Origin of the sequence: Streptomyces sp. NPDC050528, assembly GCF_044457795.1 — a bacterium.
In the GTDB taxonomy this organism is placed as follows: Bacteria; Actinomycetota; Actinomycetes; order Streptomycetales; family Streptomycetaceae; genus Streptomyces.
Window position 1 is genome coordinate 400,505 of sequence record NZ_JBITHH010000002.1, and the last position, 20,716, is coordinate 421,220.

The 20,716-nt window shown below is 68.9% G+C and carries 15 protein-coding genes; 7 read left to right on the plus strand and 8 right to left on the minus strand.

Going from position 1 to position 20,716, the window contains the following annotated elements; translation table 11 throughout:
* Positions 1 to 206: 206 nt before the first annotated feature.
* The gene (locus ACIBK4_RS09195) at positions 207 to 371 is read left to right on the plus strand and encodes a hypothetical protein (RefSeq protein WP_019067731.1); all 165 of its coding nucleotides are present in this window, start codon (positions 207 to 209) and stop codon (positions 369 to 371) included.
* Positions 372 to 454: 83 nt separating this feature from the next.
* Here the strand turns inward: ACIBK4_RS09195 and dnaE are convergent, their stop codons facing one another.
* Positions 455 to 3,994, minus strand: a complete 3,540-nt coding sequence (gene dnaE / locus ACIBK4_RS09200) for a DNA polymerase III subunit alpha (protein ID WP_398993633.1) — start codon at positions 3,992 to 3,994, stop codon at positions 455 to 457.
* Positions 3,995 to 4,172: 178 nt separating this feature from the next.
* Here dnaE and ACIBK4_RS09205 point away from each other — a divergent pair, with 178 nt between their 5' ends.
* From ACIBK4_RS09205 to ACIBK4_RS09220, 4 genes are all read left to right on the plus strand, one after another.
* Positions 4,173 to 5,498 (plus strand): DUF2252 domain-containing protein, encoded by a 1,326-nt coding sequence (locus ACIBK4_RS09205; RefSeq protein ID WP_366435716.1) that lies wholly within the window; start codon positions 4,173 to 4,175, stop codon positions 5,496 to 5,498.
* Between the two features lie 68 nt (positions 5,499 to 5,566).
* Complete coding sequence (locus ACIBK4_RS09210; RefSeq protein ID WP_398993635.1) at positions 5,567 to 6,256, plus strand: hypothetical protein; 690 nt, start codon at positions 5,567 to 5,569, stop codon at positions 6,254 to 6,256.
* Positions 6,257 to 6,349: 93 nt separating this feature from the next.
* Complete coding sequence (locus ACIBK4_RS09215) at positions 6,350 to 7,168, plus strand: DsbA family protein (RefSeq protein ID WP_398993637.1); 819 nt, start codon at positions 6,350 to 6,352, stop codon at positions 7,166 to 7,168.
* A gap of 89 nt (positions 7,169 to 7,257) precedes the next feature.
* Positions 7,258 to 8,919, plus strand: coding sequence for an alkaline phosphatase D family protein (locus ACIBK4_RS09220; RefSeq protein WP_398993639.1), 1,662 nt, complete (start codon positions 7,258 to 7,260; stop codon positions 8,917 to 8,919).
* Between the two features lie 31 nt (positions 8,920 to 8,950).
* On the opposite strand, the gene ACIBK4_RS09225 is transcribed toward ACIBK4_RS09220, so the two are convergent.
* Positions 8,951 to 9,520 (minus strand): dienelactone hydrolase family protein, encoded by a 570-nt coding sequence (locus ACIBK4_RS09225; protein ID WP_398993641.1) that lies wholly within the window; start codon positions 9,518 to 9,520, stop codon positions 8,951 to 8,953.
* Between the two features lie 29 nt (positions 9,521 to 9,549).
* On the opposite strand from ACIBK4_RS09225, the gene ACIBK4_RS09230 reads away from it, so the two are divergent.
* On the plus strand, positions 9,550 to 10,656 hold the full coding sequence (locus ACIBK4_RS09230) for a mechanosensitive ion channel family protein (protein ID WP_398993643.1): 1,107 nt from the start codon (positions 9,550 to 9,552) through the stop codon (positions 10,654 to 10,656).
* 201 nt (positions 10,657 to 10,857) lie between these two features.
* On the opposite strand, the gene ACIBK4_RS09235 is transcribed toward ACIBK4_RS09230, so the two are convergent.
* The 6 genes from ACIBK4_RS09235 to ACIBK4_RS09260 form a co-directional block, all read right to left on the minus strand.
* Positions 10,858 to 11,598, minus strand: a complete 741-nt coding sequence (locus tag ACIBK4_RS09235) for an SDR family NAD(P)-dependent oxidoreductase (protein ID WP_398993645.1) — start codon at positions 11,596 to 11,598, stop codon at positions 10,858 to 10,860.
* A 318-nt stretch (positions 11,599 to 11,916) separates the two neighbouring features.
* Positions 11,917 to 13,503 (minus strand): Na+/H+ antiporter, encoded by a 1,587-nt coding sequence (locus ACIBK4_RS09240; RefSeq protein WP_398993647.1) that lies wholly within the window; start codon positions 13,501 to 13,503, stop codon positions 11,917 to 11,919.
* A gap of 116 nt (positions 13,504 to 13,619) precedes the next feature.
* The gene (locus ACIBK4_RS09245; RefSeq protein ID WP_398993649.1) at positions 13,620 to 14,090 is read right to left on the minus strand and encodes a GNAT family N-acetyltransferase; all 471 of its coding nucleotides are present in this window, start codon (positions 14,088 to 14,090) and stop codon (positions 13,620 to 13,622) included.
* Positions 14,087 to 15,031 (minus strand): RluA family pseudouridine synthase, encoded by a 945-nt coding sequence (locus tag ACIBK4_RS09250; protein ID WP_033284519.1) that lies wholly within the window; start codon positions 15,029 to 15,031, stop codon positions 14,087 to 14,089. The genes ACIBK4_RS09245 and ACIBK4_RS09250 overlap by 4 nt, the downstream gene beginning before the upstream one ends.
* Positions 15,032 to 15,097: 66 nt before the next feature.
* The gene (lspA, locus tag ACIBK4_RS09255) at positions 15,098 to 15,676 is read right to left on the minus strand and encodes a signal peptidase II (RefSeq protein ID WP_398993651.1); all 579 of its coding nucleotides are present in this window, start codon (positions 15,674 to 15,676) and stop codon (positions 15,098 to 15,100) included.
* 61 nt (positions 15,677 to 15,737) lie between these two features.
* On the minus strand, positions 15,738 to 16,826 hold the full coding sequence (locus ACIBK4_RS09260; RefSeq protein WP_398993653.1) for a TraR/DksA family transcriptional regulator: 1,089 nt from the start codon (positions 16,824 to 16,826) through the stop codon (positions 15,738 to 15,740).
* 604 nt (positions 16,827 to 17,430) lie between these two features.
* On the opposite strand from ACIBK4_RS09260, the gene ileS reads away from it, so the two are divergent.
* Entirely contained in the window at positions 17,431 to 20,568 is a 3,138-nt protein-coding gene (gene ileS / locus ACIBK4_RS09265; RefSeq protein WP_398993655.1) for an isoleucine--tRNA ligase, read from the plus strand.
* Positions 20,569 to 20,716: the final 148 nt, after the last annotated feature.

Genomic DNA, 20,716 nt, shown 5'->3' on the forward strand with positions numbered 1-20,716 from the left:
GGTCGGTTTGCTTCGGGCTTGCTTCGAGTCTGCCCGACCGCGCAGGGGTTAACGGCCCGAACTCGATCTTCGGCGTGGCGTTTCGGGACTTCTCTCTCGTACCAACCATGTCACACACGGTAATTATCCGAAATGCGTTCTTCGTCTGGCTATGTGAATCTGGTCGCGGCCCTGGCCCCTAGATCCCCCTCAGGAGGCAGATCACCATGGCCAAGAACAAGCACCGTGACCGTAAGCAGCCGCAGTCCGAGCGCGCCCAGGAGCAGGCCACGTCGTCCTCGATGGAGGCACAGGCCGAACAGCGCATATCCCAGGCGACGCCGAGCGACATGGCCCGCAAGGGCAAGCAGAAGCGCTTCGGTCACAACTGAGGCCTGCTTTAAGGGTTGTTGAACGACTGAGGGGCGCATCCGTCGACGGATGCGCCCCTCAGTCGTGGCTGTACGCCTGTCGCTCAGCCGGCCAGGCAGGCCGGGCCGAGCAGCACCTTCAAGTCGCCGAACAGGGCCGGGTCCGGCTTGACCCGGTGCCGGTCCAGGCGCAGGACGGTCGTCTTCGTCGGGCCCTGGAGCTTGATGCGGACCTCGCTGTCGCCCCGGTGGTGGCTGAGGATCTCACCGAGCCTGCTGACCATGGGCGGCGTGACCCGGGTCGCCGGGATGGTCAGGATCACGGGTGCGTTGGTGCCCACGTTCGACACGTCCGGGACCTGCATCTCCATCGCGACCAGGCGCGGCACGTCCTCGCGCTTGTCGAGGCGGCCCTTGACGAACACGATGGTGTCCTCGACGAGTTGGGTCGACACCAGCTGGTAGGACGCCGGGAAGAACATGCACTCGATGGAGCCCGCGAGGTCCTCGACGGTGGCGATCGCCCAGGCGTTGCCCTGCTTGGTCATCTTGCGCTGCAGGCCCGAGATGATGCCGCCGATGGTGACGACCGCGCCGTCCCCGTGCTCACCTCCGGTGAGCTGGGCGATGCCCGCGTCGGCCTTGTCGGACAGCACGTGCTCCAGGCCGAAGAGCGGGTGGTCGGAGACGTACAGACCGAGCATCTCCCGCTCCTGGGCGAGGAGATACGTCTTCTCCCACTCGTCGGTGGTGAACTCCACGTCGAGTCCGAAGCCGGGCTCGCTGGTGTCCTCCTCGCCCATGCCCCCGAAGAGGTCGAACTGCCCCTCGGCCTCCTTGCGCTTGACCGCCACCACGTTGTCGATCATCGGCTCGAAGTGCGCGGTGAGGCCCTTGCGGGTGTGCCCCAGGGTGTCGAACGCACCGGCCTTGATGAGGGATTCAGTGGTCCGCTTGTTGCAGGCGGCGGCCTCGACCTTGTCCAGGTAGTCGGGGAAGGAGTTGTACTTCCCCTTCGCCTTGCGGGACCTGATGATCGAGTCGACGACGTTCGTGCCGACGTTGCGCACGGCCTCCAGGCCGAAGAGGATCACGTCGTCGCCCTGGGCGGCGAAGTTGTGCACCGACTCGTTGACGTTCGGCGGGAGCACCTTGATCTTCATACGGCGGCACTCGTTGAGGTAGATCGCGGACTTGTCCTTGTCGTCCTTGACCGAGGTGAGCAGCGCCGCCATGTACTCGGCCGGGTAGTTGGCCTTCAGGTAGGCGGTCCAGTACGAGACCAGGCCGTACGCGGCGGAGTGCGCCTTGTTGAACGCGTAGCCGGCGAAGGGGACCAGGACGTCCCACAGGGCCTGGATCGCCTCGTCGCTGTAGCCGTTCTTCTGGGCGCCCGCCTGGAAGATGGTGAAGTTCTTCGCCAGCTCGTCGGGCTTCTTCTTGCCCATCACGCGGCGCAGGATGTCGGCCTCGCCGAGCGAGTACCCGGCGACGATCTGCGCGGCCTTCTGCACCTGCTCCTGGTACACGATCAGGCCGTAGGTCACCGCGAGGACCTCCTCAAGAGGCTCCTCCAGCTCCTTGTGGATCGGGGTGATCTCCTGACGCTTGTTCTTGCGCTCGGCGTAGTTGATGTGCGAGTTCATGCCCATCGGGCCGGGGCGGTACAGGGCCGAGACGGCGGAGATGTCCTCGAAGTTGTCGGGCTGCATCTGGCGCAGCAGCGAGCGCATGGGGCCGCCGTCGAACTGGAAGACGCCCAACGTGTCGCCGCGGCAGAGCAGTTCGAAGGTCTTGGGGTCGTCGAGCGGGAGGGCGAGCATCTCCAGGTCGATGCTCTTGTTGGACTTCACCATCTTGATGGCGTCGTCCATGATCGTGAGGTTGCGCAGGCCGAGGAAGTCCATCTTCAGCAGGCCGAGCGACTCGCACTGCGGGTAGTCCCACTGTGTGATGGTCACGCCGTCCGTGTGCCGGACCCACACCGGTGCGTGGTCGACGATGGGCTCGCTGGACATGATGACGCCGGCCGCGTGCACGCCCATCTGCCGGACCAGGCCCTCGACGCCCTTGGCGGTGTCGATGACCTTCTTGACGTCCGGTTCGTTCTCGTACATCCCGCGGATCTCGCCCGCCTCGCCGTAGCGGGGGTGCTTGGGGTCGGTGATGCCGGAGAGGTCGATGCCCTTGCCGAGGACGTCGGCGGGCATCGCCTTGGTGAGGCGGTCGCCCATCGCGTACGGGTAGCCCAGCACGCGCGCGGAGTCCTTGATGGCGTTCTTGGCCTTGATCTTGCCATAGGTGCCGATCATGGCGACCTTGTCGGCGCCGTACTTCTCCGTCACGTACCGGATCACCTCGACGCGCCGGCGCTCGTCGAAGTCGATGTCGACATCGGGCATGGAGACGCGCTCGGGGTTGAGGAACCGCTCGAAGATCAGGCCGTGCGGGATGGGGTCGAGGTCGGTGATGCCCATGGCGTACGCGACGATCGAACCGGCCGCGGAGCCACGGCCGGGGCCGACCGCGATGCCGTTGTTCTTCGCCCACATGATGAAGTCAGCGACTACAAGGAAGTAGCCCGGGAACCCCATCTGGATGATGACGTCCATCTCGTAGTCCGCCTGCTTCTGGCGGTCGTCGGGGATGCCGCCCGGGAAGCGGCGCTCCATCCCCCGGCGGACCTCCTCCTTGAACCAGGTGACCTCGGTGAAGCCGTCCGGGATGTCGAACTTGGGCATGAGGTTCTTGGCCTCGAACATGCCCGAGGTGTCGATCTGTTCGGCGACCAGGAGGGTGTTGCGGCAGCCCTCCTGCCAGGCGTCCGAGGAGTCCACGGCGTACATCTCGTCGGTGGACTTCAGGTAGTAACCGGTGCCGTCGAAGCGGAAGCGGTCCGGGTCGGAGAGGTTCTTGCCGGTCTGGATGCAGAGCAGGGCGTCGTGCGCGACGGACTCGTGGGCGTACGTGTAGTGCGAGTCGTTCGTCACCAGGGGCGGGATGCCGAGCTTCTTGCCGATGTCCAACAGGCCGTCACGGACCCGGTGTTCGATCTCGATGCCGTGGTCCATCAGCTCCAGGAAGTAGCGGTCCTTGCCGAAGATGTCCTGGTACTCGGCGGCCGCCTTCAGAGCCTCGTCGTACTGGCCGAGGCGCAGCCGGGTCTGGAGTTCGCCGGAGGGGCAGCCGGTGGAGGCGATGAGGCCCTCGGACCACTGGGAGATGGTCTCCTTGTCCATGCGCGGCCACTTCTGGAGCCAGCCCTCGGCGTACGCGTCCGAGGACAGCTTGAAGAGGTTGTGCAGGCCCGTCTTGTTCGCCGCCCAGATCGTCTTGTGGGTGTAACCACCGGAACCGGACACGTCGTCGCGCTTCTGGTGCGGCTGGCCCCACTGGATCTTGCGCTTGTTGCGCCGCGACTCAGGGGCGACGTACGCCTCGATGCCGATGATCGGCGTGACGCCCGCCTTCTTCGCCGTGTGGAAGAAGTCGTAGGCCCCATGGAGGTTGCCGTGGTCGGACATCGCGATATGGGTCATACCCATCTCGTTGCACGCGTTGAACATGTCCTTGAGCCGCGCGGCACCGTCCAGGAGCGAGTACTGGGTGTGGACATGCAGGTGCGTGAACGGCGGCTTTGACACGGCTTGGCCTCCAGGGGAAACAGTCGACAACAGACAGCGGGCGGTCTGGGGGGACGAGACCGAATCCTATGCCTGACCACTGACACACGGCGGGCACTCCCACGTACCTTCGAGCGTTGGAAGGTGACGACAGACCCGTCACATGTCACGCACCACCCGTACCAGGAGGCACAGAGCGATGTCGGTTCCGCAGCTCAACGACGAGCACCGCGGCGAGGAGATCCTTGCCGTCTTCGACACCGCCTTCGGCGAGCTCCTGGCCGCCGACCCGGCCGCGTTCCGCGTGAAGTTCCGGAAGATGGCGGCTTCGGCCTTCGCCTTCTACCGGGGCACGGCGGCGCTCTTCTACCACGACCTCGATGCCGAGAAGCGGGGCGGCCCGTACCTGGACGACCGCACGTCGCGCGTGTGGATCCACGGCGACCTGCACGCCGAGAACTTCGGCACCTACATGGACTCGAACGGCCGGCTGGTCTTCAACGTCAACGACTTCGACGAGGCCTACGTCGGCCCGTTCACCTGGGACCTCAAGCGCTTCGCCGCCTCCGTGGCGCTGATCGGGTACGCGAAGGCGCTCAGTGACGAGCAGATCACCGAGCTGGTGCAGGTCTACGCGGGCGCGTACCGCGAGCGGATCCACGCGCTGGCGACCGGCGCGAAGAGCGACGAGGTGCCGCCGTTCACGCTGGACACGGCCGACGGCCCGCTGCTGGGCGCGCTGCGCACGGCCCGCTCGCTGACCCGCTTCGAGCTGCTGGACTCGATGACGGAGATCCGTGACTTCGAGCGCCGGTTCGCGTCGGGCGGCGGCTCCATCGAGCTGGACGCGGCGACCCGCTACAAGGTCCTCGCGGCCTTCGACGGCTACCTGGAGACGCTTCCCGAGTCCTCCCTGGACCGCCCCGACTCCTACCGCGTGAAGGACGTCGTCGGCCGCCGGGGCATCGGCATCGGCTCGGCCGGGCTGCCGTCGTACAACATCCTTCTGGAGGGCAACAGCGACGCCCTGGAGAACGATGTGGTGATCTACATCAAGCAGGCCCAGACGCCGGCCGTCTCCCGGCACATCACGGACGCGGCGATCCGGGACTACTTCCAGCACGAGGGCCACCGCACGGTGATCTCCCAGCGTGCCCTCCAGGCGCACGCGGACCCGTGGCTGGGCTGGACCGAGCTGGGCGGGACCGGACAGCTGGTCGCCGAGGTGTCGCCGTACGCGGTGGACCTGGACTGGAGCGACATCGACGACCCGGAGGAGATCGCCGCCGTGGTCGCGGACCTGGGACGGGCCACGGCGACGATGCACGCGGCGGCCGACGACCAGTCCGGCGAGTCCCTGGTGCCGTTCTCCACGGAGCGGGCCATCGACGCGGCGATCGCGGCCGACGAGGACGGCTTCGCGGGCGTGCTCGTCGACTTCGCGCACAGCTACGGCGCACGCGCGCGTGCCGACCACCAGACCTTCGTCGACCTGTTCCGCAACGGCCGGATTCCGGGTCTGTAACCATCCGTACGCTCACAGGAACCCTTTAGGGGTCCCTTACCGGAGCACATGACAGACTCACCTCCGCTATGGACATATCCGGGATCCAGCTCAGGGCCGTACGCGCGGCGCTGTTCACGGCACTGGTCGTGACGCTCAGCACCGCGTCGCACGTGCTGCTGTCCCGGGTCCCGCTTCCCCTCGGCACGGTGGCGGCGATCGCCGCCACCGTGTTCGTCGTCGCCTTCGCCCTCGCGGGCCGCGAGCGCGGCTTCGGCCGGATCGCCGCGCTGCTGATCCCGCTGGAACTGGCCGCCGACACGGTCTTCACCACCGGCCAGCACGCCTGCTACGGCAGGGCGGGCGGCCCGGTCGCCGGACCGCTGCGCGCGGTCGGCCTGGACGTGCTGTGCAGCGGCGGCAGCGTGGGCACCCCGCTGGCCCGGATGACCGACGATCCCCATCAGGCGGCGGCGCTGCTCGCGCACACCGACGCCACCGCCGCCTGGCTGCTGCTCGGCGCGCACATCGGCGTGGGGCTGCTGGCCGCCGCCTATCTGCGCCGCGGCGAGCGCGCGATCTCCGAACTGCTGCGCGCGGCGACGGCGGTGGGCTTCCGCCCGCTGCTCCTGGCCGTCGCCGCGGTGACGGGCCGCCGCACCTCGCCGGTCCGCCGGCTGCCGCGCACCACGCGCCGGGCGGCCACCGTCCGTGAGCGGCTGCTGGTGCACTCCCTGGGACGGCGTGGACCGCCGCGCTCGGTCCTCCTCGCGGTCTGAAGCACCGCGCACCCGCACCGAGCACCCCAGTAGTCAGTCCCCCATACGTATTCCGCGCACGGCACGTGCGCGTCCTTGATGGAGACCACCACCATGAGCAAGCGGAACAGCGCGGCGGCGAAGACGGCGGCCCGTGAGCGGCTGCGCGCCGAGCGCGAGCGCCAGGCCAAGCGCGCGAAGGTCAAGCGGCAACTCATAGTCGCCGGTTCGGTCGTCGGCGTCCTCGCGATAGCCGGCGGCATCGGCTACGCCGTCGTGCAGAACAACAAGCCCAGCTACTGGGAGGGCCTGAAGGACGCCAAGGTCACCGCCCCGGCCAACACCTCGGGCACCAAGGGCACGACGGTGATCATCGGCAAGGCCAGCGCGAAGAAGACCCTCAAGGAGTACGAGGACCCGCGCTGCCCCGTCTGCGCCCAGTTCGAGCAGACCGTGGGCTCGACCGTCGTGAAGGACATCGACGACGGCAAGTTCAAGATCCAGTACATCGGTGGCACGTTCATCGACAACAAGGACAACGGCGTCGGCTCGAAGAACGCGCTGAGCGCCCTGGGCGCCGCGCTGAACGTCAGCCCCACCGCGTTCCTGGAGTACAAGACCGCGCTGTACTCGACGAAGTACCACCCGGACGAGACGACCGACAAGTTCAAGGACGACAGCTACCTCATCAAGGTCGCCGACACGGTCTCCGCCCTGAAGGGCAACACGAAGTTCCAGAACGCCGTCAAGAAGGGCACCTACGACGCCTGGGCGATGGCCATGTCGAAGACCTTCGACAACAACAAGGACGGCGTGACGGGCACCCCGAGCTTCGTCATGGACGGCAAGATGCTCACCGCCGACACCTCGGGCAACCCGCCCATGTCGGTGGCCGACTTCACCAGGGTGGTGGACGCGGCCCTGAAGGCCTGAGCCTTCCCGGACAACGCGCGGTGGAAGAGCGGGCGAACTTTTACGAGTTCGCCCGCTCTCGTTAATACCGATCAGTAACCTGGTCGCTCGTGACCAGTCGATACAGAGCAACCGAGGGCGTCAACTCGCTCTCCCCGCGCCGCCGTACGGTCGTCAAGGCCGCGGCCGCCACCGCCGTTCTGGCCGGCCCGCTCGTCGCCGCGCTGCCCGCAGGGGCCGCCACCGAGACGCCCGCCTTCCTGCACGGGACCGCCTCCGGGGACCCGCTCCCGGACGGTGTCCTGCTGTGGACCCGGGTGACGCCCACCGCCGAGGCGGTCCCCGGTTCGGGGCTCGGCCCTGACACCGAGGTGAGCTGGACCGTAGCCAAGGACAAGGCGTTCACGAACGTCGTCTCCCGGGGCTCCCTCACCGCGACCGCCGCCTCCGACCACACCGTCAAGGCCGACATCCGCGGCCTGGAACCGGCCACCGACTACTGGTTCCGCTTCTCGGCCGGCGGCACCGACTCCCCAGCGGCGCGCACCCGCACCGCGCCGGCGACGGACGCGACCGTGACCGGCCTGCGCTTCGGCGTCGTCACCTGCGCCAACTGGGAGGCCGGCTACTTCTCGTCGTACCGCCACCTCGCGGCCCGCAACGACCTCGACGCATGGCTGCACCTGGGCGACTACATCTACGAGTACAAGTCCGGCGAGTACGCGGCGCGCGGCACGGTCGTACGACAGCACGCGCCGACCAACGAGATCATCACGCTCGCCGACTACCGCACCCGGCACGGCAAGTACAAGACCGACCCGGACCTCCAGGCGCTGCACGCCAAGGCGCCGGTCGTCGCGATCTGGGACGACCACGAGTTCGCCGACAACGCCTGGTCCGGCGGCGCGGTCAACCACACCGAGGGCGCCGAGGGCACCTGGACGGCCCGTCAAGCGGCCGCGAAACAGGCGTACTTTGAGTGGATGCCGGTCCGCCCGGCCATCGCGGGCACCACCTACCGCCGCCTGCGCTTCGGCAAGTTGGCGGACCTCTCCCTCCTCGACCTGCGCTCCTTCCGTTCGCAGCAGGCGAGTTCGGGCAGCGGTTCCGTCGACGACCCGGACCGTACGATCACGGGACGCGCCCAACTCGACTGGCTGAAGGCCGGGTTGAAGGCGTCGGACACCAAGTGGCGGCTTGTCGGCAACTCAGTGATGATCGCGCCGTTCGTCATCGGCTCGCTCACCGCCGACCTGCTCAAGCCGCTCGCCAAGCTGCTGGACCTGCCGCAGGACGGCATAGGCGTCAACACCGACCAGTGGGACGGCTACACCGACGACCGCCGTGAACTCCTCGCGCATCTGCGGTCGAACGCGATCGGCAACACGGTGTTCCTCACCGGCGACATCCACATGTCCTGGGCCAACGACGTACCGGTGGACGCGGGCACCTACCCGCTCTCGCCGTCCGCCGCAACGGAGTTCGTGATCACGTCCGTCACCTCCGACAACCTCGACGACATCGTGAAGGTCCCCGAGGGCACAGTCTCCGCGGTCGCCGCACCGCTGATCCAGCTCGCCAACCGGCACGTCCACTGGGTCGACACGGACCGCCACGGCTACGGCGTCCTGGACATCACGGCCGACCGCGCGCAGATGGACTACTACGTCCTGTCCGACCGCACCTCGGCGACCGCGACCTCGTCCTGGGAGCGGTCGTACCGGACGCGGAGCGGCACGCAGAAGGTGGAGCGGACGTACGACCCGGTGTAGGCAAGGCCTTCAACCGGCGTAGGCAAGGCTTTTAGAGGGTCTCCAGGAAGCCGAGGGCCACTCGCCAGGTGGCCTCGGCGGCCTCCTCGTCGTAGTCCGGAAGGCCGGGGTCGGTGTAGAGGTGGCCGGCTCCGGCGTACCGGTAGATCTCCACATCCGCGCCCGCCCTGCCCATCTGGAGATACCAGGAGCTGAGCCAGTCGTCGGTCTCGAACTGGTCGGGCTCGGCGACGTGCAGCTGGACCGGCAGATCGTCGACGGAGGCGTTGGCCGCGATGTCCGAAGTGCCGTGCAGAAGCAGCAGCCCGCGGGCCTTCTCGTCGCCGAGGGCGAGGGTCTGCGCGACGGAGGCGCCGAGCGAGAACCCGGCGTAGACGAGCCCGCGCTCGGAGTAGGGGGCGGCGGCCAGCACGGCCCGCTTCAACACCTCATCCTTCCCGATCCCGTCGTTGAAGGCCATGCCCTCCTCGACCGTCTCGAACGTACGCCCCTCGAAGAGGTCCGGGGTCCACACCTCGTGGCCCGCGGCGCGCAGCCGCTCGGCGGCGTCCTGCACCGCCGGCCGCAGTCCGTACGTCGAGTGGAAGAGCATGATGTTCATGAAGCCATCGTGCCAGTACGGTCGGACACATGGAGAACGTACTGCGCCCGCTGATCGTCATCGGCGGCTCCGTCGTCCTCACGCTGCTCATCGGCTGGGTCACCGACCTGCTGCTGCGCAAGGCGGACGCCCGGCACGACGACACCACGTTGTGGGGCCTGCTGCGCCGAGGCCGGGTGCCCTACCAGCTGGTGATCTGCGCGGCTCTGCTCAGAGCCTCCTACGACCAGGCACAACTGCTGGAGGAACACCGGGTCGGCATCGGCCAGACCCTGACCCTGGTGCTGATCGGCGCCACGGCCTGGCTGATGATCCGGGTCGCGGCGGCGATCGTGGAGTCCTCCTACGCGCGCTACGCCCGCGCCTCCCGCGACGCGGCCCGGGTCCGCCGGGTCCGGACCCAGGTGACGCTGATCACGCGGGTGGTGGCCGCGGTCGTCGGCGTGGTGGCGGTCGCCGCGATGCTGCTGACGTTCCCGGCGATGCGCGCGGCCGGTGCGTCGCTGCTGGCCTCGGCGGGTGTCCTGGGCATCGTCGCCGGTGTAGCGGCACAGTCGACGCTCGCCAACCTCTTCGCGGGACTGCAGATCGCCTTCGGCGACATGGTCCGCATCGGCGACACGGTCGTGGTGGACGGCGAGTGGGGCACGATCGAGGAGATCACGCTCACCTTCCTGACGGTCCGCACCTGGGACGAACGCCGGATCACCATGCCGGTGTCGTACTTCACGTCCAAGCCCTTCGAGAACTGGTCCCGCGGCACCCCGCAGATGACCGGCATCGTCTACTTCCAGGTCGACCACTCGGCCCCGGTGGACGCGATGCGCACCCAGCTCCGCGAGATCCTCCGCGCATGCCCGGCCTGGGACGGCCGCAGCTACGGCCTCGTCGTCACCGACACCACCCCCAACACCATGGAGGTCCGGGCCCTGGTCACCGCGAAGGACGCGGACGACATCTGGACGGTACGGGTCACCGTCCGCGAGCAAATGATCCGCTGGCTGTATGTGGAGCACCCGTACGCACTGCCCCGCGTCAACACGGCGGACGCGGCGCCGATTCCGGGGGAGGATCCGTCACCGAACGGCGGGGGCGCCCATCCGGCGCATGAGCCTCCGGGTGCCAACCGGGGCTGAGGGCTGGACGGGGCGGGCATACCGGTCGGCTACCGGCCCACGGCTGAATTGCCCGCCTACGCCCACCTGTTCACCGTCGGTTGTGGGGTGGGCGTTTACCGTTAAGGGGCGCTGCTGACGGCTGGCCGGTTCAATGCCTCAACCCCCGCGCCCATCAACGCCGTTGACCGAAACCAACCCCCGCCACTCAGCCCCAGCCCCTCAACGCCCCCGCTCAGCCCCGCCGTTGACCTGGATCACCTGGGAGGTGACGTGGCCGGCTGCCGGTGAGGCCAGCCAGTGCAAGGTCGCCGCGACATCCCCAGGGGTACCCGCCCGCCCGGTCGACGTGTCGTTGATGAGCCGCTCACGCCGGGCCGGGTCGATCTGCGGCCCGAAGAACTCCGTGTCCTCGATGTACCCGGGTGCGACCACGTTCACGGTGATCCCGCGCGGCCCGAGATCCCTGGCCAGGTCATGGGCGTACGGATGCAACGCCGCCTTGGCCCCGCCGTACGCCCCGCTGCCCGAACCCCGGTACGCGGCGATGGAACTGACGAACAGCACCCGCCCACCCGGCTCCGCGAGCCGCGACTTCAGCGCCTCGGTGAGCAGCGCGGCGCTGAGGGTGTTGATACGGAAGTTGACCGTCCAGTCGTGCGCGACACGGTCCAGCGGATCACTGCTCGCGCTCCCCGGCTCCAACGCCCCGGTACCGCCCGCACCGTGCACCAGCACATCCACGGTCCCGAACTCCTCGGCGACGAACCGCCCGACCCCGCGCACCACTTCGGGCTCACTCAGGTCCCCGGCGTACGTCAACGCCCCTGGCACCCCCGCCTTCTCCAACACCTCGCGCCGCCGCCCCAGCAGCAACACCCGATCCCCGTCGGCCGCGAAGACATGCGCCGCAGCAAGCCCAATTCCCGTACCGCCACCACTGATCACAACGTTGCGAGCCATAAATCCGAGCCTACAAAAAGCCAAGACTGAAGGGCGAGGAACGGTACCCGCAGCCGCCAACGACGCCGCACCCCAACGGCAAACGCCCACCCCTCAATCGACGGTGAACGGGCGGTGCGCGGGTGGGCAAACATTGCAACCCGCAGCCGCCAACGGCGCTCGACCCCCAACGAGAAACGCCCACCTCTCAACGAACGGTGAACGGGCGGTGCGCGGGTGGGCAAACATTGCAACCCGCAGCCGCCAACGACGCCCAACCCCCACGGCAAACGCCCACCCCTCAACGAACGGTGAACGGGCGGTGCGTGGGTGGGCGACTCACCTCAGGCTACGAACGTCCAGGTGCCGAAGAACCCGGTCCACGATCTCCGGATCCGCCCCCGGTTCACTCCGCGCCGCCAGCACCTCATGACGCGCCGCACTCATCATCTCCCCCTGAATCCGCCGCATCCGCTTCACCCGCTTCACCCTCTTCTCGTACGCCTCCCGCCGCTCCCCGTCCCCCACCTCGGGAGAGATCCGCACCCCGATGTCGAACGCCCGCCGCAACAACTGCTCGGACACCTCCTCCGGCAGTTCCTCGACATCCTCGATCTCCCGCAACCTCCGCTTCGCGGCCTTCGCCGCCCGCACCGCCAGCTCCTTCTCGAACGCCTTCTCGCTGTCGGTGTCGGCCCGCACCCCGAGCCGTTTCACCAGCCACGGCAAGGTGAGCCCCTGCAGCACGAGCGTCGCCATGATCACCCCGAACGCGATGAACACGATCTCGTCCCGGTCCGGAAACGCCGACCCGTCGTCCATGGTCAGCGGAATCGCGAGCGCCAGGGCCACGGACGCCACCCCCCGCATCCCCGCCCACCACATGATCACGGTCTCCCGCCAGGACGTCGGGATCTCCTCGTCGTAGTCCCGCTTGGCGTGCAGCCGTTTGGTCAGCCAGGTCGCCGGCAACAACCACGCCAGCCGTACGACGACCACGACGCCCACGATCGCCGCGGCCCAGCCGAGCATCTCGCCCCACCGCCCGGACGCCGTACGGATCGCGTTGTGCAGTTCGAGCCCGATGAGCCCGAACGCGACCCCGGTCACCAGCGTGTCCACCACGTCCCACACGGTCGCCCCCGCGAGCCTCGTCAGCACATCATCGGCACCCAGCGAGTACTCGGCGAGGAACAGCGCGGTGGTGAGCACGGCAAGCACCCCGGACCCGTGCAACTCGTCGGCCAGGACGTACGAGGCGTACGGCACCAGCAGCGTCAGCCCGATCTGCAGGGTGGCGTCGTCGAGGGCAGACATCAGCTTGTTCGTGGCCCACCCCAGGGCCACTCCGACCACCACGGCGACGACGGCGGACAGCACGAAGTCGAGCCCGGCACGCCAGAAGTCGAAGCTCCCACTGACGGCGGCGGCGATCGCCACGTGGTACAGCACGATGGCCGTCACGTCGTTGAAGAGCCCCTCGCCCTCCAGGATCGACACCAGCCGCCGCGGCAGCCCGAGCTGGCCCGCGACGGCGGTCGCGGCGACCGGATCGGGCGGCGCCACCAGCGCACCGAGCGCCACGGCGGCCGCGATCGGCAGCCCCGGCACGATCGCGCTCGCGACGACGGCCACGGCAAGAGTGGTGACGAACACGAGCGCCACGGCCAGCAGGAAGATGGGCCGGATGTTCGCCGTGAACTGCCGCCAGGAGGTGCGCCGTACGGCCGCGTACAGCAGGGGTGGCAGCAACAGGGGCAGGATCAGCTCGGGCGGGACGTTCACGTTCGGCACGAAATCGGCCACCGCGAGGACTATCCCGAGGAGCGTCATGAGCACCGGCGACGGCAGACCGAACCGGTCCCCCAGCGGGACGCTCACCACGGCCCCGAGCAACAGGACGAAAAGCAGGGCCAATTGATCCACGGTCAGGGCTCCGGCGGGATCTCGACGTTCACACAACGGACGCCCAAGCCTGCCACGCCGCCCACCGGACCAGCTCTTTCGACGCCCTCAGGTTGTGGAGCCGGTCGCTGAGCTGGTCAGAGAGCGCGCCGCATCGCCCGGTGCGGAATCCCCGCGTCCGGAAACTCCGGCCCGTACGCCTCGTACCCGAGCCGTTCGTAAAACCCCAGCGCATGCGTCTGCGCATGCAGATCCACGGCGGCCAGCCCACGCGCGCGTGCCGCCTCCTCGATGGCCCGCACCAGCGCGACCCCGACCCCGAGCCCCCGCGCCTCCTTGGTCACGGCCAGCCGCCCCAGGGACCCCACGCCGAGGTCCCCGCCGGTCTTCGCCGCGGCCGCCTCGCCGTGCAACAGCCGCCCGGTCCCGAGCGCCACCCCGTCCTCACGAACGGCCAGCACATGCGTCGCCACGGCGTCGTAGTCGTCGTACTCGATCTCCTGGGCCACGCCCTGCTCGACCACGAAGACCTCCTTGCGCACCGCGAAGCAGGCCTCACGGTCGGCCGGATTTTCGGCGACGCGCACCGCGTAGGGCGTCGGACTCATGCGTACGTCTCCTCGCGCACCAGGTCCAGGGCCTGCTGGAGGTCGTCCGGGTAGCCGCTCTCGAACTCGACCCACTGGCCGTCCGCCGGGTGCTCGAACCCGAGCCGCACGGCGTGCAGCCACTGGCGGGTCAGGCGCAGCCGCTTGGCGAGCGTCGGGTCGGCGCCGTAGGTCAGGTCGCCCACGCACGGGTGGCGGTGGGCCGCCATGTGCACGCGGATCTGGTGGGTGCGGCCGGTCTCCAGCTTCACGTCGAGCAGCGAGGCCGCGCGGAACGCCTCGATGAGGTCGTAGTGCGTGACCGACGGCTTGCCCTCGGCGGTGACCGCCCACTTGTAGTCGTGGTTCGGGTGCCGGCCGATGGGGGCGTCGATGGTGCCGCTGGTCGGGTCCGGGTGGCCCTGGACCAGCGTGTGGTACCGCTTGTCGACCGTGCGCTCCTTGAACTGGCGCTTCAAGGAGGTGTACGCCCGCTCCGACTTGGCGACGACCATCAGGCCGGACGTGCCGACGTCGAGGCGGTGCACGATGCCCTGGCGCTCGGCGGCACCGGACGTCGAGATGCGGTACCCGGCGGCGGCCAGCCCGCCGATGACCGTCGTCCCGGTCCAGCCGGGGCTGGGGTGGGCGGCGACGCCGACCGGCTTGACGATCACGATCACGTCATCGTCGTCGTAGACGATCTCCATGCCCTCGACGGGCTCGGCGACGATCTGCACGGGCGCGGGCGCCTGCGGCATCTCGACCTCCAGCCAGGCCCCGCCGTGCACCCGCTCGGACTTCCCGACCACCGAGCCGTCGACCGTGACCTTCCCCGCCGCGGCCAGCTCGGCGGCCTTCGTACGGGAGAAGCCGAACATGCGGGAGATGGCGGCGTCGACACGCTCGCCCTCCAGGCCGTCGGGCACGGGCAGGTTTCGGATCTCGGGAACTGTGCTCACCCGGTCGAGTATGCCGGACGGGTCCGACACCGCCTTACCGGAGCCTGTACGGGCGGGCCCGTGCGCTCAGTCCTTGTGGACGGTGCCGTCCGGGTCCAGGCCGCGGAAGGAGAGCAGCACGATCAGGATGCCGCCGCACACGATCGCCGAGTCGGCGAGGTTGAAGACGGCGAAGCCCTTGGGCGCGATGAAGTCGACGACCTCGCCCTGGAAGATGCCGGGCGAGCGGAAGATCCGGTCGGTGAGGTTGCCGAGCGCGCCGCCCAGCAGCAGGCCGAGCGCGATCGCCCACGGCAGGCTGTAGAGCTTGCGGGCCAGCCGGGCGATCACCACGATCACGGCGGCCGCGATCATCGTGAAGATGACCGTGAAGGCCGCGCCGAACCCGAAGGCCGCGCCCGGGTTGCGGATGGCGTGGAACTCCAGCCAGTCCCCGAAGACCTCGATCGGCGCGTGGTGCTCCAGCTTGGCGACCACGAGCAGCTTGCTGACCAGGTCGAGGGTGTACGCGAAGGCGGCCACCACGAACAGGACGGCGATCCGGCGCTTCCCCCTGGGGGGCGACGCGGTGCCACCCTGCTCCGGCTCGGCCCCCGCCGCCTCTGGGGTATCCGGCGTACCGATGATGCGCTCCGCCTCTGCCACGTGAGTCCCTCGACCTAGGTACCTAACTCAGGATGAGGGTACGGCACACCTGTCGGGGGCTTCAGTACCGGCGTTCCTGCTTCTGCTTGCACTCGACGCAGAGGGTGGCCCGGGGGAAGGCCTGCATGCGGGCCTTGCCGATCGGGTTGCCGCAGTTCTCGCACAGGCCGTAGGTGCCGGCGTCCAGCTTCCCCAGGGCGCGCTCGGTCTGGATCAGCATCTCGCGCGCGTTGGCGGCCAGCGCCATCTCGCTCTCGCGCGTGATGTTCTTGGTGCCGGTGTCGGCGTCGTCGTCGCCCGCGCCGTCCCCGGAGTCCCGCATCAGACCCGCGAGGGCCTGCTCGGTGGACGTGATCTCCTCGCTCAGCCGCGCCGCGTCGGACTGCAGCTCGGTACGGGCCTCCTCGACCTCCTCGGGCGTCCAGGGGTCCTCGCCGGGGCGCACCGCGAGCTCGCCGGGCACCGCCGCGACCCGTGCCTTCGGAACGGCCGTCTTCGCCGCCGTGGCCGTGCCAGGAGTCTTCTTCGCAACCACCGTCGTGGCTCCCGTCTGCTCCGCGGCCTGCGCCGCGCCCGCCTTTGCCTTCTTGGCCGCGCTCTTCTTCGTGCCGGTCGTGCGACTCATCGCCGTGGTGCTCTTCGTGCCGGTCGTGCGATTCGTGCCCGCGGTGCTCTTCGTGGAACCACTCTTCGCGCCGACAGTGCTCTTCGTAGAACCGCTCTTCGCACTGGCGGTGCTCTTGGTAGGGCTGCTCTGCGTCGATACGCCCTCAGGGGCGACGGTCTTCTTCACGGCCGCCTTCTTTACGGCCGCTTTCTTCACGGCGGTCTTCTTCGTTTCCGTCGCCTTCGGAGCGGCCGTCGCCTTCGTGACCGCCGTCTTCGTAGTCGCCGTCTTTTTGGCTGCCGCCTTCGTAACGGTCGTCTTCGTTTCCGTCGCCTTCTTCGTCGCCGTGGATTTCGCGGTGCTCTTCCTGGCCACCGCTTCCTTCGCCACCGCTGCCTTCGTCTCCAGCCCCTCGGTCGCCGCCCCCTGCGCGGCCCCCGGTCTCTCGGCCCCTTCCGCGGTCGCCTTCTTCGAAGAAGCCGCCTTCGTAGCGACCGCCTTCTTCGTCGCGGTCTTCTTCGCTGCGGTCTTCTTCGCCACCATGGCCGCGGCCCCTTCACATTTTGTGATCACGCACGCGAATCGTGCTGGGACGATAAATCGACTTGAGTCCCGCGGCAACGGGGCACGCCGCCCGATTCGTCCACCCCCCTGGCCTCGCGCGGCAAGCCTTCATGCGTTGTGCCCAGCTCCCCGCCGGGTAATCCGCCGAGTCCGACACCCCGAACATCGAACGCGTGTTCAGCGCCATTCGGGTCACACAAAGGCTTGGCAAGCCTCCCGCCGGGACCCCCGGAAAACCGGTCGGCCGCTGTCCGTGCGGCCCCGTACACTGGGCGGAGCGAGAAGCGTGGATGGGGACGAGTAGCGGCGTACGCAGCCCAGAGCGACCCGGGGACGGTGGAAGCCCGGGGGCGAGCGCGACGCGAAGATCACCCCGGAGCCGCCGGAAGAAAGCCGCAGCCCACAAGCCGCGGTGAGTAGACCCGGTATCGCGACCCCAATGAGGGGGCTCACTGGTGTGCAAGGTGCACCGGGGAGCCAAGGAGGGTGGTACCGCGGGAGCGCGCCGCACACGGCGTACGGAAAGTCGTAGCTCTCGTCCCTCCGGACGGAAGGCAGAAAGTCCGCCGGAGGAAGCTCGCTGATGACAACGCCGACGTATCGCCAGGTGCCCGCCCAGGTCGACCTGCCCGCGCTGGAGCACGCCGTGCTCGACTTCTGGCGCGAGCAGAAAATCTTCGCCAAGACCCTGGACCAGTCCGAGGGGCGCCCCGAGTGGGTGTTCTACGAGGGCCCGCCCACGGCCAACGGCATGCCGGGCGCCCACCACATCGAGGCGCGCGTCTTCAAGGACGTCTTCCCCCGCTTCCGGACCATGCGCGGCTACCACGTGGGCCGCAAGGCCGGCTGGGACTGCCACGGCCTCCCGGTGGAGCTGGCGGTCGAGAAGGAGCTGGGCTTCACCGACAAGCAGGACATCGAGGCGTACGGCATCGCCGAGTTCAACGCCAAGTGCCGCGACTCCGTGACCCGGCACACCGACGCCTTCACCGAGCTGACGACCCGCATGGGCTACTGGGTCGACCTCGACGACGCCTACCGCACGATGGACCCCGAGTACATCGAGTCGGTCTGGTGGTCCCTCAAGGAGATCTTCAACAAGGGCCTGCTGGTCCAGGACTACCGCGTCGCCCCCTGGTGCCCGCGCGACCAGACGGGCCTCTCGGACCACGAGCTGGCGCAGGGCTACGAGACGGTCGTCGACCCCTCCGTGTACGTCCGTTTCCCGCTCACCTCCGGTCCGCTGGCCGGCCGTGCCGCACTCCTGGTCTGGACGACGACCCCCTGGACACTGGTGTCCAACACGGCCGTCGCCGCCCACCCCGAGGTCACCTACGTCGTGGCGACGAACGGCGAGGAGCAGCTCGTAGTCGCCGAGCCGCTGCTCGCCAAGGCCCTCGGCGAGGGCTGGGAGACCACCGGCGAGACCTTCACCGGCGCCGAGATGGAGCGCTGGACCTATCAACGTCCGTTCGAGCTCGTGGAGTTCCCGGAGCCCGCCCACTACGTTGTGAACGCGGAGTACGTGACGACCGAGGACGGTACGGGTCTGGTCCACCAGTCCCCCGCCTTCGGCGAGGACGACCTCAAGGTCTGCCGCGCTTACGGCCTGCCGGTGGTCAACCCGGTCCGCCCGAACGGCACCTTCGAGGAGAGCGTCCCGCTGGTGGGCGGTGTCTTCTTCAAGAAGGCCGACGAAAAGCTCACCGAGGACCTCAAGGACCGCGGCCTGCTCTTCAAGCACGTGCCGTACGAGCACAGTTACCCGCACTGCTGGCGCTGCCACACCGCGCTCCTGTACTACGCGCAGCCCTCCTGGTACATCCGCACCACGGCCGTCAAGGACCGTCTCCTCCAGGAGAACGAGAACACCAACTGGTTCCCGGACACCGTCAAGCACGGCCGGTACGGCGACTGGCTGAACAACAACATCGACTGGGCGCTGTCCCGCAGCCGCTACTGGGGCACCCCGCTGCCGATCTGGCGCTGCGAGGACAACCACCTCACGGTCGTCGGCTCCCGCGCGGAGCTGACCGAGCTGACGGGCACCGACCAGTCGGGCCTGGACCCGCACCGCCCGTTCATCGACGCGGTCACCTTCGCCTGCCCCGAGTGCGGCGAGACCGCCACGCGCGTGCCCGAGGTCATCGACGCCTGGTACGACTCGGGCTCGATGCCGTTCGCGCAGTGGGGATACCCGTACAAGAACAAGGAGTTGTTCGAGAGCCGCTACCCGGCGCAGTTCATCTCCGAGGCGATCGACCAGACCCGCGGCTGGTTCTACACGCTGATGGCCGTCGGCACCCTGGTCTTCGACAAGTCGTCGTACGAGAACGTCGTGTGCCTCGGCCACATCCTCGCCGAGGACGGCCGCAAGATGTCCAAGCACCTGGGCAACATCCTGCAGCCGATCCCGCTGATGGACCAGCACGGGGCGGACGCGGTGCGGTGGTTCATGGCGGCGGGCGGCTCCCCGTGGGCGGCACGGCGCGTGGGCCACGGCACGATCCAGGAGGTCGTCCGCAAGACCCTCCTGACGTACTGGAACACGGTCGCCTTCCAGGCCCTGTACGCCCGCACGTCCGACTGGGCGCCCAGCGCGGCGGACCCGGCCCCGGCCGACCGCCCGGTCCTGGACCGCTGGCTGCTGTCCGAACTCCACGCGCTCACCGACCAGGTGACACAGGCTCTGGAGTCCTACGACACCCAGCGCGCCGGCAAGCTCCTGTCGGCGTTCGTCGACGACCTGTCCAACTGGTACGTCCGCCGCTCCCGTCGCCGCTTCTGGCAGGGCGACAAGGCCGCGCTGCGCACCCTGCACGAGGTCGTCGAGACGGTCACCAAGCTGATGGCCCCGCTGACCCCGTTCATCACCGAGCGGGTCTGGCAGGACCTCATCGTCCCGGTGACCCCGGACGCCCCCGAGTCCGTCCACCTGTCGTCGTGGCCGGAGGCGGACCTCTCCGTCATCGACCCCGAGTTGTCGAAGCAGATGGTCCTCGTACGGCGCCTGGTGGAGCTGGGCCGGGCCACGCGCGCGGAGTCGGGCGTCAAGACGCGCCAGCCGCTGTCCCGCGCGCTGATCGCGGCGACGGGCTTCGGCGCCCTGGACCCGGAGCTGCACGCGCAGATCACGGAGGAGCTGAACGTCGAGGGGCTCGCCTCGCTGAGCGAGGTCGGCGGCTCGCTGGTCGACACCACGGCGAAGGCCAACTTCCGCGCCCTGGGCAAGCGGTTCGGCAAGCGCGTCCAGGACGTCGCGAAGGCCGTGGCGAACGCGGACGCGGCCGCGCTGTCCCTGGCGCTGCGCGAGGGCACGGCGTCCGTGGAGGTGGACGGCGAGACCATCACGCTGGCTCCCGATGAGGTGATCATCACAGAGACCCCGCGCGAGGGCTGGTCCGTGGCCTCCGACTCGGGGGCGACGGTCGCCCTCGACCTGGAGATCACCGAGGAGCTGCGGCAGGCGGGCCTGGCCCGTGACGCGATCCGGCTGATCCAGGAGTCCCGCAAGAACAGCGGCCTGGACGTCGCCGACCGCATCGCCCTGCGCTGGACGTCCACCGACCCGGCGGTCATCGCGGCCCTGTCCGAGCACGCGGAACTGATCGCCGACGAGGTCCTCGCCACGGACTTCGCCCAGGGCGAGGCGGACGACACCTACGGCACCCCGTTCACGGACGAGGGCCTGTCCCTGGTGTTCCGCCTGCACAAGGTGTAAGCACCACCACCGGCACGGGAAAGGGCCCGGCCTCCTTCGTGGAGGCCGGGCCCTTTCCCGTGTCCAACGGCACCCGACTCACGTGACCCAACGGTCAACTCACATGATCCAGCGCTCAACCCGCGTAAAAGGGCGGGGCCCCGGATCG

Coding starts and splice junctions, on each gene's coding strand:
- ACIBK4_RS09215 (WP_398993637.1), top strand. CDS start 6,350: ATGAGCAAGCGGAACAGCGCGGCGGCGAAGACGGCGGCCCGTGAGCGG.
- ACIBK4_RS09260 (WP_398993653.1), bottom strand. CDS start 16,826: ATGGTGGCGAAGAAGACCGCAGCGAAGAAGACCGCGACGAAGAAGGCG.
- ACIBK4_RS09225 (WP_398993641.1), bottom strand. CDS start 9,520: ATGAACATCATGCTCTTCCACTCGACGTACGGACTGCGGCCGGCGGTG.
- ACIBK4_RS09230 (WP_398993643.1), top strand. CDS start 9,550: ATGGAGAACGTACTGCGCCCGCTGATCGTCATCGGCGGCTCCGTCGTC.
- ACIBK4_RS09195 (WP_019067731.1), top strand. CDS start 207: ATGGCCAAGAACAAGCACCGTGACCGTAAGCAGCCGCAGTCCGAGCGC.
- ACIBK4_RS09205 (WP_366435716.1), top strand. CDS start 4,173: ATGTCGGTTCCGCAGCTCAACGACGAGCACCGCGGCGAGGAGATCCTT.
- ACIBK4_RS09245 (WP_398993649.1), bottom strand. CDS start 14,090: ATGAGTCCGACGCCCTACGCGGTGCGCGTCGCCGAAAATCCGGCCGAC.
- ileS (WP_398993655.1), top strand. CDS start 17,431: ATGACAACGCCGACGTATCGCCAGGTGCCCGCCCAGGTCGACCTGCCC.
- ACIBK4_RS09235 (WP_398993645.1), bottom strand. CDS start 11,598: ATGGCTCGCAACGTTGTGATCAGTGGTGGCGGTACGGGAATTGGGCTT.
- ACIBK4_RS09210 (WP_398993635.1), top strand. CDS start 5,567: ATGGACATATCCGGGATCCAGCTCAGGGCCGTACGCGCGGCGCTGTTC.